This window comes from Demequina soli, assembly GCF_000971195.1.
GTDB lineage: Bacteria > Actinomycetota > Actinomycetes > Actinomycetales > Demequinaceae > Demequina > Demequina soli.
Genome location: NZ_BBLZ01000002.1, coordinates 679,317 through 687,489, shown reverse-complemented (window position 1 = coordinate 687,489; position 8,173 = coordinate 679,317). Strand labels below are relative to the sequence as shown.

The 8,173-nt window shown below is 74.4% G+C and carries 8 protein-coding genes; 6 read left to right on the top strand and 2 right to left on the bottom strand.

The window, feature by feature from the left end; genetic code table 11:
• Positions 1-287 precede the first annotated feature (287 nt).
• Complete coding sequence (locus AOM04_RS06595; RefSeq protein WP_062463954.1) at positions 288-1,136, bottom strand: alpha/beta fold hydrolase; 849 nt, start codon at positions 1,134-1,136, stop codon at positions 288-290.
• A gap of 107 nt (positions 1,137-1,243) precedes the next feature.
• On the opposite strand from AOM04_RS06595, the gene AOM04_RS06590 reads away from it, so the two are divergent.
• The 6 genes from AOM04_RS06590 (at position 1,244) to AOM04_RS06565 (ending at position 7,584) form a co-directional block, all read left to right on the top strand.
• Positions 1,244-1,801: an RNA polymerase sigma factor gene (locus tag AOM04_RS06590; protein WP_062463953.1), complete on the top strand. Its 558-nt coding sequence runs from the start codon at positions 1,244-1,246 to the stop codon at positions 1,799-1,801.
• A complete protein-coding gene (locus AOM04_RS06585) occupies positions 1,798-3,306 on the top strand; it encodes a hypothetical protein (RefSeq protein WP_062463952.1) in 1,509 nt (502 codons plus the stop codon). The genes AOM04_RS06590 and AOM04_RS06585 overlap by 4 nt, the downstream gene beginning before the upstream one ends.
• A 61-nt stretch (positions 3,307-3,367) precedes the next feature.
• The gene (locus AOM04_RS06580) at positions 3,368-3,868 is read left to right on the top strand and encodes a SigE family RNA polymerase sigma factor (protein WP_062463951.1); all 501 of its coding nucleotides are present in this window, start codon (positions 3,368-3,370) and stop codon (positions 3,866-3,868) included.
• A complete protein-coding gene (locus AOM04_RS06575) occupies positions 3,865-5,427 on the top strand; it encodes a hypothetical protein (protein ID WP_062463949.1) in 1,563 nt (520 codons plus the stop codon). Before AOM04_RS06580 ends, AOM04_RS06575 begins: the two co-directional genes overlap by 4 nt.
• A gap of 70 nt (positions 5,428-5,497) precedes the next feature.
• The gene (locus AOM04_RS06570) at positions 5,498-6,013 is read left to right on the top strand and encodes a sigma factor-like helix-turn-helix DNA-binding protein (RefSeq protein ID WP_169816419.1); all 516 of its coding nucleotides are present in this window, start codon (positions 5,498-5,500) and stop codon (positions 6,011-6,013) included.
• Positions 6,010-7,584 carry a hypothetical protein gene (locus AOM04_RS06565; protein WP_062463945.1) on the top strand — a complete coding sequence of 525 codons (1,575 nt, stop codon included), beginning with the start codon at positions 6,010-6,012 and terminating at the stop codon, positions 7,582-7,584. Before AOM04_RS06570 ends, AOM04_RS06565 begins: the two co-directional genes overlap by 4 nt.
• A 4-nt stretch (positions 7,585-7,588) precedes the next feature.
• Here the strand turns inward: AOM04_RS06565 and AOM04_RS06560 are convergent, their stop codons facing one another.
• Positions 7,589-8,128 (bottom strand): M48 family metallopeptidase, encoded by a 540-nt coding sequence (locus tag AOM04_RS06560; protein ID WP_062463944.1) that lies wholly within the window; start codon positions 8,126-8,128, stop codon positions 7,589-7,591.
• Positions 8,129-8,173: the final 45 nt, after the last annotated feature.

The following is an 8,173-nucleotide window of genomic DNA, read 5'->3' as shown; positions in this document are numbered from 1 at the left end:
CTTGTCCAGCCTACCCGATCTTCGCATTCTCACCAAATCGCCTTGTCGGCATCTGGTCAAGCGCGTCCTCTCGGGCGGCTCTCGATCTTACACCCTTTCGTCCGGTTTGTTGACCGCACTTCAGGTGGCTTCTCGAGCCTGTCACCTGGCGTTTCCCTCTCGGGCCCCGCCGCGGCGACCTGGAATAAGTTACACACTTGTTTCGGCGTTGTCCAACCGGATCGGCGATGACTTGGTTACCCCAGGTAACGGGCCGCACATCCGGCAGACTCCGGCTCCGCGACCCCTCAGCGCCCGTTCACACAGGTCTCGACGAGCCAGTCGAGGACCGTCTCCGCACGCAGGAGCACCGAGATGTGGCCGTCGTCGGGGAACAGCCGCCACTGCGCGCCCGGGATGGCCCGCGCGAGCCACTCGCCATGCGTGCACGGCACCACCCTGTCCCGCCCCCCGTGCGCGAGCAGCACCGGCACGCGCGCGGCATCGGCCGGATCGAATCCCCACGGGGAGACGTAGGCGAGGTCGTCGTCCACCATGCCGTCGGGGCCGTGCTCGAGCGCGGCGCTCACGATCTGGTCGAACCAGCTCCACTCCCCCGCCAGCGTCGCGTGGTCCTCAGGGATGAAGATCTCCGGGTCCCACTCCCGGGCGAGCTGCGCGCGTAGCGCGACCGGTCCGGAAGCTGCCGCCTCGAGCTCCCCGCGCCCTCCCGCGGCCATCCCCCCGTACCAGTCGAGCCCCTCGGCCCCCATGGGCGCCAGGCCGGCGATGCTCGCGCACGCGCGCACTCGTTGAGGTTGGAGCGCGGCACAGGCGAGCGCGTGCGGGCCGCCTCCCGAGTGCCCGACGACGGCGAAGCGCTCGATGCCCAACGTGTCCGCGACGGCGGCGACGTCCTCGGCGACGTCCGCCACGCATCGTCCCTCGCGGCGGGTCGAGCCGCCGTAGCCGGGCCGGTCGAGCGACACCCACCGGATGCCACGGTCGGTCGCGGGCCCCATGAGCGGGCCGGGCGGCTCACCGATGTTGGGGGTGCCGTGATGCCAGAACAGCACCAGCGACGCGTCCTCGGGCCCGTCGGTGTACCACCGCACCGCGCGGCCGCCGGGGCGGTCGAGCTCGCCGATGCGCATCATGAGCCGACGCTATCGCGGGTGCGGCGGCAAGGACCCGACCCTGCGCTTCCTGCACGCCGTGCGTCTTCACCACTGACAGGATGCAGTCCGAACAGGGGGGAGGAACCGTGAGCAGGTGGTCGGACACGCTCGACGCGCTGATGCGGGAGCGCGGCAGGGCCCTCTACGGGTACGCGTTCGTGCTCACGGGCAACGCGGCCGACGCCGACGACCTGCTCCAGGACGCCCTGGTGCGCGCGTTCAAGCGTGGCAAGGGCCCCGAGGACGTCACGGCCGCCCACGCGTACGTGAAGCGCGCGATCCAGACGACGTTCATCGACACGCATAGGCGCGCGAACGTCCGGCCCCGTCGCGACTCTCGTGAGGCGGACCGGGTGATCGCCGACCCCACGCAGGCGAGCGCCACCCGCGACGCCCTGCTCGAGGCGGTGCTGTCGCTGCCGCCGCGCGAGCGCACGTGCCTCGTCATGCGCTACTTCGACGGCCTCGCATCTCCCGCGATCGCCGCCGAGCTGGGCATCTCCCCCGGCACGGTCCGCGGCTACCTCGCGAGCGCCGTCGAGACCCTGCGCCGCACGCACGGCGACTTCGGGCTGGACCCGACCGACGCCCTGGAGGGCGGAGACGAGCACGTGGTGATCCTCACGAAGGGAGGCACGCGATGAGCAACGAGCTGATGGAGTCCCTCGCCCGCCAGGCGGAGTCCGGCGGCGCACTGTACGACACCCGCCCGGTGGACGATGCGGTGGTCGCCCCGGCACGGCGCCGGGTGCGCCGCGCCCGCACGATGCGCGCCGTCGGCACGGTGGGCGTCACGGCGCTCGTGCTCGCGGGCGTGACGGCGGCCGCGCTGCAGTGGGACGGCGGCCGCCACCACGTGGCGCCGGCCCTCCCGACACAGGATGCGACGCCCGCGCTGCGGGCCGACGACCTCCTGCACGGCATGTCGACGCGCGTCCGCGGCGAGACCAGCACCGCGCAGGCGGCGACCGTCTGCTACCTCGCCGACGGCAAGAACCCGTGGGTCGAGGACAACTACAAGGTCAGCACCACGGTCTTCGACAACTGCCCGGCCATGTGGATCGGGACGAGCCACCTCATCGAGCTCGAGTCCACGACGGTCGTGGTGGGCGGCGGAGGGTCGATCCGGGTCGAGTACCTGGTCACCAACACGTCGTCGGATCCGCTGATGATCGACCCCGTCGGCTCGACGGTCGCGCTGCTGACCGCACCGGACGCGGTGGTCACGCTCCCGTCCACCGCGGACGGGCAGTACGTCGGGACGTCGCTGTGGCAGAGCGACACCACGCGCTCGGCCGAGATGGGCGGCGACAGCGGCCCGATCCGGCTCGAGCCGGGCGCCCACTACGAGGGCGCGACCACGTACACGGCACAGGTCCTGCGGGGCTCGGACGCGAACGACATCGCGCAGCGGTTCTCCGCCGGCGAGCTCGACGCCACCGTGACGGTCCAGTTGCGCATCGCGCCCGACGGCACGCCGGGCACGCGCGAGCTGTTCCTCGAGGCGAGCGAGACCCTCGCCGCGAGCGGCACCGTCACCCCGTCGTCGTGGGTGTTCGACGGGCTCGAGCCGCGCACCCCGGGCGAGACGCGCGACGACGCGCAGGCGGCGCTCGACTGCCGCGTCGGCGGCGACCAGAACCCGCGCACCCAGGAGCCGCTCGACGCCGACACGCTCGGGACCTCGCCCACGTGCGACGCGGTGTGGATCCCCGGCGGCAAGGAGCTCCGCCTGAGCTCCCTCGACTTCGCCGTGAATGGCACGAGCCGCACGCTCGAGGTCTCGTGGACCCTCGAGAACGCCACCGCTGCGGCGCTGTCGCTCGACCGCGCGTCGACCGCGCTCCTCATGGAGACGGACCCGAGCACCCCCGCGGGCGAGAGCACATGGTTCCAGGCGGACACCGCGGGCGGCGTCTCCGGCGACACCCTCTGGCAGAGCCACACGACGCGCCATGGGTTCCTCACCAACCTCACGGCCGCGGACGGACAGCTGATGCCCGGCGGCACCCTCGAGGGCACGCACACCTTCGAGGGCTATGACGCCCCGCCGGACGGCGCCACCTACTCGGTCCTCATCCGGGTCGCGCGCGACGACGACGCCAACGGCGACCGCGAGCTCCTCCTCGAGGTGCCTTGGGAGGGTTGACGCCCTCCGCATGACCCTTCGCCGCTTCGGTGGGACCATCGAAGCGGCGAAGGGTACGGCCGTGAACCGCTGGGCAAGGACGCTCGACGCGACGACGCGCGCACACGGCGCCGCCCTGCTCGCCTACGCGACCGTGCTGACGGGCGACGAGCGGGCCGCCGCCGCGATGGTCGAGGACGCCCTCGTGGCCACCTTCGGCAGCGGGCGTGCGCCCGAGACCCCGGACGATGCGCTGGCGGCGGTGCGGCGCAGGGTCCAGCGGGCGGCGGTGCGCCGCACCCAGGCGGGGTGGGACGCGGAGCCCGCCGACGCATCGTCCACCGGCGAGGCCCTGCGCACCCTCACGGCCCGCGAGCGCGCGCTGCTGGTGATGCGTTATCGCGATGGGCTGGCCGTTCCGGCGATCGCGGCCGCGGCCGGGCTCCACGAGCGCGCGGTGCGCGAGGGGCTCGAGAGCGCGGTCGAGCGGATCGTCGCGGCGCGGCCCGAGGCGGGGCTGAGCGTCGAGGACGCGCTCGCGGGCGGACTGCTCGAGACCAGCGATGTCGAGGTCGGGCCGTGAGCGCGGAGCTGCGGGACGCGTTCGAGGAGGAGGCCGCTCACGCCTCGGCGGGCGAGGTCGACGGCATCCGGGAGCGCGCGGTCGTGCGGGTGCGACGGCGGCGCCGGCTCGGCGCCGGGGCCTATGCCCTCGCGGGGCTCGCGCTCGCCGGGCTGGCGGCCGCGACCATCGTGCACGCGGACGCGGGGGACCCGGCACGCGTGGCCGCGTCCTCCACGCACGCGGCGCCCGTGGCGCGCACGGCCCACCCGACGGTGCTGCACTCGCAGGACCTCGTGGGCACGGGCGTGCCGCGCGAGCGCGACCAGTACCCGGGTTTCATCGCGCAGCCCGCGATCGTGTGCACCGGGCCCGCGCGGACCGACGCCCTCGCGCCGTGCCCCGCGGTGTGGGTGGGCGACCGCGCGCTGCTGCGGATCGATCCGGGACGGTCGACCGTGACGGCCTACCGCGCGGGCGGCCACGCGCGCGTCGCTATCGATTGGACCGCGACCAACGTGGGCACCACCGCGCTCGCGCTCGAGGCCGACGACGCGGTCGCGGCGCTTCTCACCCACCCCACCCGGAATGCGGGCACGGAGCGCATCGTCGCGCATGGCACCTACCGCGGCGGGTCGCTGTGGGTGGCGGACGACTCGCGCCTCGCCCGCCACGTGGACGCGCTGTCGCGCACCGTCGTGGCCGCGGGCGACACGGTGAGCGGCACCGCGGTCTTCGACGCCGACCAGCCCGTCGCGGGCGCGCCGCCGGACGCCGTGTGGGACACGGTCACCGCGGCGGCGCGGGCGACCCTCACCCTGGAGATCGGGGTCGCGCCCGCCGGGTCGAGCCCGGGCTACGCGTTGATGCTCGAGACCTCCATGTCGCTGTCGATCCCGCCGCTGGGGGTCTCCGCCGACACCCTCGTGCCCTCGTGGTCGCCGCGCACCCGCGGCGAGGCGGCGCCCACGGACGCCCAGGCGGCGCTGCTGTGCGACGTGCCGCGGGGCATGCGCTCCTCGGCGTACGAGAACTACCACGTGCCCCTGCGCGCCGAGCAGGTGGCGTGCGAGCCCGGGTGGGTCGCGGGCCCGGTGGTGGTCGACGATGGCACGCTCCGGGTGATCCCGGGCACGCCCGAGCCGTCGGTCGAGTGGAGCGCGCGCAACGCGACCGGCCGCACGCTGCTGGTCGCGCGGACCGCGCTCATGCTCGAGCCGAGGCCCGCGGGTGTCCGGCGGACCGGCGACACGCTGTCGCTGCTCGGCTCGGTCGTCGTCACCCCCAGCAGCGCGTGGCTGCGCGACGGGCGGCGCCTCGCGTGGCTGAGCAACGTCACGTTCGACATGTCCGTGGCCGGCGGCACGCGCCTCGCCGGTCAGGACGCGCTCTATCCCGGGCTGCTCAGCTCGGGGCAGATCGTGGACGTCGACGCCGTCGCCGCGGCGCTCGCATCACGCGGCGCGGCGACCGTGGTGACCGCGGTGCCCTTCCTCGCCGACCGCAGCCGCGTGCTCATCCTCGAGACGCCGCTCGTGCTGCCCTCGGGGCCCGGCGCCTCACCCGGCGCGTCGCCGTGACACGCCGTGCCGTGCGCGCTCGCGCGGCCCGTTCCGCCTGGCAGGATCCATGCAGGCGAAGGGGGACGCGGTGGGGGCACGGCAGCGGATGCTCGAGGCGACGATGCGCGCGCACGCGTCGGACCTGCTCGCGTACGGGCGCGTGCTGACCGGGTCCTCGTCGGGAGCGGTCGACCTGGTGGAGGCGGCCCTTGCCCGCGTGGTCGGTCGCGGGCCGCTGCCCGAGACGCCGGACGATGCGGCGGTCGCCGTGCGCGCGGCCCTGCGCCGGGCGGCGGTGCGGATGGATCGCGGACCCGTCGAGACGCCTGCCACCGACGACCCGGACGAGGCGGCCACGCTCGCGGCGCTGGCGACACTCGCGCCGCGCGAGCGCGCGGTCCTCGTCATGCGCTACCGCGACGGGCTCGCGGTGGACGCCATCGCGATCGAGACGAGCCTGCGCGCGGGCGCGGTGCGGGAGGCCCTCACGCGCGCGGTGGAGCAGCTGAGCGCCGCACGACCCGGCCTGGGCCTGCGGCTCGACGACGTGCTCGAGGGCGGCCTGTTCGAGAGCACGACCATCGCGATCGGCGGTGCCCGGTGAGCGCCGCGCTCGAGCGGGCGCTCGCGCGCGAGGCGGAGGCGGGGCGGGAACGCGCCGAGGCGGAGGCCGAGGCGCTCGTCGCGCGCGTCGGGACGCGGCTGCGCCGCCGGCGGATGCTCACGCTCGGCGGTGGCGCCGTCGCGGGCGTCGCGGCGATCGCGCTGGTCGCTTCCGTGCTCGGCGGGGCGGGCCGGACGGCGGATCCCGGCGCGGCGGACGGCGACGCGCCGGCGTCCGCGACGACCGTGACGCGCACGACCGAACCCTCGCAGGCCCGGTCGGAGGCGGGCGCGGCGGCGTACGGCGACATCCTGCTCGCCAATGCGCGGCCGCGGACACGTGGGCAGGAGGTCGGGGAGCCCGGGCAGGAGGCGCTCCTGTGTCCCGACACCCAGGAGAACGAGATGCTGGCGCCGTGCGACGCGCTGTGGGTCGGCGATGGCTCCGTCATCGCGATCGACCCGGCACAGACACGGGTCTGGGCGACGGAGGGCAAGGACAGCGCGGTGGTCCAGGTCGACTGGCGGATCACCAACAAGACCGCCACGCCGCTCACGCTCGAGCTCGCGGACACCACCGTCGCGCTGCTCGCTGACCCGGACGCCGCCCCGGGACGCATGTCCACCCTGGACCTGGGCACCTTTGCCGGCACGTCGCTGTGGGCCACCGACGCGACGCGGATCGCGCACAACTCCCCCATGATCTCGGCGATCAGCCTCGGGGCCGGCGAAGGCTTCGGCCAGAGCGCCACCTTCACCGCGACCCGTCCCGGCACCGGCACCGGCGCGGACGCGGACCCGCTGTGGGACATCGTGACCGGCGCCGCGGGGGCGACGCTCACCGTCCAGGTCGGGCTGATCCACACCGCGGACGGCTCCGGTCTCATCCTCGAGGCCTCGGCCCCGGTCGAGCTCGGGCGGACCGTGAGCGCAGATGAGCTCGCGGCGACCTGGATGCCGCGCGCGATCGGCGACGAGGCCCCCGAGGACAAGCAGGCGGCACTGCTCTGCGACGTCCCCGAGTCCGCCGAGGGATGGCAGGACGGCGAGGCGGACGTGCCGAACGAGGGGATCGAGCTCGGCTGTGACGCGGGATGGGTCGACGGGCCCGTCCTGGCGGCGACCGATGGCGCGCTCACCACGGGCGCGGACATTGCCGCGGTGTCGTGGGGCCTTGAGACCGCGGGGTCCTCGACCGTCCGCGTGGAGGGCCTGCGCGCGGTGCTGGAGGCGGAGCCCGAATCGATAGGCACCGCGCGCTGGCCGCTCGTGGCGACCGAGGACGCGGTCGCCACGCTATCGAGCGCGTGGCGCGACGACCGGTCGCGCAGCGCGTGGCTGGGCGGCGGCTTCTCGTGGAACACGACGCTGTTCCCCGACCTCATGATCGGGACGTCGTCGACGGTGCGATCGAACGTTGACACCGTCGCGCAAGGTCTCAACCTTCCCGCACTCACCCGTGCTCTCGCCTCCGGCGAGGGTTCCGCGACGGTACAGGCGACCATGGCGTTCGTCGACGACCCCACGCGGGTGCTGATCCTCGAGGTGCCGGTGGAGCTCGGCGCCGGCTGAGGCGTCAGTCGACCTGGCGGCCGTTGAGCTCCGCGCGGTGCTCCTGCCAGCCCGGCAGGTAGCGGTCCATCACGGCGTAGAAGCCGGCGCCGTGGTTGGGCTCGATGAGGTGGGCGAGCTCGTGCACCACCACGTACTCGACCAGGTGGTAGTCCTTGCGGCCCAGCTCCACCGAGAAGGTCACGGACCGCTTGACCTTGTTGCAGCTGCCCCATCGGGTCCGCATGATGCGCATCTGCCAGGTCGGATGCGGCACGCCCATGCGCGGTACCCACTCGTCGAGCAGCGCGGTCAGGATGGGACGCAGCGCGCGGCGAAGCGCGTCGGCCTCCGGCCCGGGCGCGAGAGGCGCCGGCAGCACGACGGCCTCCGCCTGGCGCGCCGCGATCCACGACGCCTTCGAGCGCACCCACGCGTCGATGTCCCGCTGCGGCATCCTCAGCGGCGCGCTCACGCGCACCTCCCCCGACCCGTGCGCGACCGTCATCCGCACGTTCTTCATCCGCTTCCGGGTGAGCGTGTAGTCGGGGATCGGGCCGGGCATGCGACCACTGTAGGCGCGCCCTCCGACGCTCCCCACGCATCGTCC

Bases quoted from the DNA above. Each gene is read 5' to 3' on its own strand.
- AOM04_RS06595 (WP_062463954.1), bottom strand. From the start codon at position 1,136: ATGATGCGCATCGGCGAGCTCGACCGCCCCGGCGGCCGCGCGGTGCGG.
- AOM04_RS06585 (WP_062463952.1), top strand. From the start codon at position 1,798: ATGAGCAACGAGCTGATGGAGTCCCTCGCCCGCCAGGCGGAGTCCGGC.
- AOM04_RS06560 (WP_062463944.1), bottom strand. From the start codon at position 8,128: ATGCCCGGCCCGATCCCCGACTACACGCTCACCCGGAAGCGGATGAAG.